The organism is Dokdonella soli, assembly GCF_039523175.1.
Taxonomy (GTDB): domain Bacteria; phylum Pseudomonadota; class Gammaproteobacteria; order Xanthomonadales; family Rhodanobacteraceae; genus Dokdonella_A; species Dokdonella_A soli.
The window spans coordinates 1-789 of sequence record NZ_BAAAEU010000045.1; the positions used below are offsets into that span (position 1 = coordinate 1).

Genomic DNA, 789 nt, shown 5'->3' on the forward strand with positions numbered 1-789 from the left:
CCCGCTGCTGTATCGGAGAGGTTCTGTGGGATCTGGTTCCCCGTTCCGCTCTCGGTGATTTTTAGCGTGGTGTTCTGCACGTTGAGGCGCACCGACTGGAAACCGAAGACGGCGCACCCGTCGGTGTTCGCGGTGCCCACGCAAGGGTAGCCCTGCGCGTTCATCGTGTGGGTCGCGCCCTGATTGAGGGTTGCTACGACCTGGTTGCTCGGCTCCGTCACCGTCAACTGGCCGCGGAAGAAGTAGTTGATCAATCCCGCCGAATAACCGATCGCGCGCGGAACGGCGAGATTCGCCATGTTGTCAAGCTCTGCCAACCCGACGGTGTACTGCGGAACTGTCGTGAGACCGCCGAAGGCGGTTTGTGTGAAGCGAAACGCACTCTCGGCAGCCAGCGGTGGTATGGAGAACGGGCTGGGCTGTCCCGCGTCATGGGGAAGCTCATCGACGTATCCAGACGAAACCGAATCGGAAACTGAATGCGTCCAGTGCGTGCAGGCGAGGTTGTGCAAGTTGACGTTCTTGATAGCAGCGCTAAGAGTGCATGGCACCTGGCTCTGCGTATAGCCATTCGCAGCATTGATGGGCGCTACCGGCCGCAGGAACGTATTGCCAGGATTTTTGTCCGGCAACGTCCCTGCCGTGAAGAAACCGCGGTTCGCATAGTCCATCATGCCGTAGCGTGCATCCGGCAGAACGGTTGCCGTATCAGCTTGTAGGCGCGTGGTATAGAAACGCAGCGGCGTCGCGAACACCGGCACGGGGTAGTTGCCCAGCACGATGTCAGGG

1 protein-coding gene is annotated in these 789 nt (G+C 60.2%); it reads right to left on the reverse strand.

Annotation, left to right across the window (positions count from 1 at the left end; all coding sequences use genetic code 11):
- A partial coding sequence (locus ABD002_RS19535; RefSeq protein WP_343794288.1) for a hypothetical protein occupies window positions 1–789 on the reverse strand: 789 nt, incomplete at both ends.